Source organism: Pseudomonas fluorescens (assembly GCF_902498195.1).
Lineage (GTDB): Bacteria > Pseudomonadota > Gammaproteobacteria > Pseudomonadales > Pseudomonadaceae > Aquipseudomonas > Aquipseudomonas fluorescens_BU.
This window is the reverse complement of the sequence record NZ_CABVIY010000034.1, coordinates 1-509: the sequence shown is the minus strand read 5'-3', so window position 1 is coordinate 509 and position 509 is coordinate 1. Positions and strand designations below refer to the sequence as shown.

The window sequence follows — 509 nt, the reverse complement described above, 5'->3', positions numbered from 1 at the left end:
ACGCCAGGGAGTCCCGGCTAAGCGCCTTCTCACCGTTGACCGGCGGCAGATCCAGGCGATTGACGATCGCCCCCAGGGCCTGACACGCCACTTGAGCCGTGCGCAATGTTTGCGGATGAGTATCGGCCCCCGTCAGGATGGTCACACTCTGCCCGCGCTTCAGATCGCTGAGGGTGAGCACGTGCTTCCAGGCTTCGATCAAATCATAATCGCTGACAGCCATGTTTATTCTCCATTGACCGAGGGCAGTGCAGCCCCGAGAAAACTGTCGAACGCCCGATAGAACCCCTCTGCGTTGTCCCAAGGGATCATATGCCCGGCATCGGCCACCCGGACGACTGCCAGGTCGGTCGCCAACCCCTGGATTTCCTCGATATCCGCGTCCAGTATCACCCCGCCTCTTTCGGCCACCATCAGCAGTGCCGGGCAGGTGACGTGACGCAGGTCGGCATGAAAATCCTCTGTATGAAACGCCTCGAAGCTGGCTTTGATCGCGCGCTCGTCACAGG

Annotated in this window: 1 protein-coding gene and 1 pseudogene; both read right to left on the bottom strand. The window is 60.7% G+C overall.

Translation table 11 applies throughout. The annotated features are described in order from the left end of the window. Positions 1-223 (bottom strand): annotated as a pseudogene (locus tag F8N66_RS31410) (2,5-dihydroxypyridine 5,6-dioxygenase); the annotation flags it as partial. A gap of 2 nt (positions 224-225) precedes the next feature. Next, positions 226-509, bottom strand: a 284-nt coding sequence (locus F8N66_RS31405) for an alpha/beta fold hydrolase (protein ID WP_150773750.1), incomplete at its 5' end; no start/stop codon positions are given.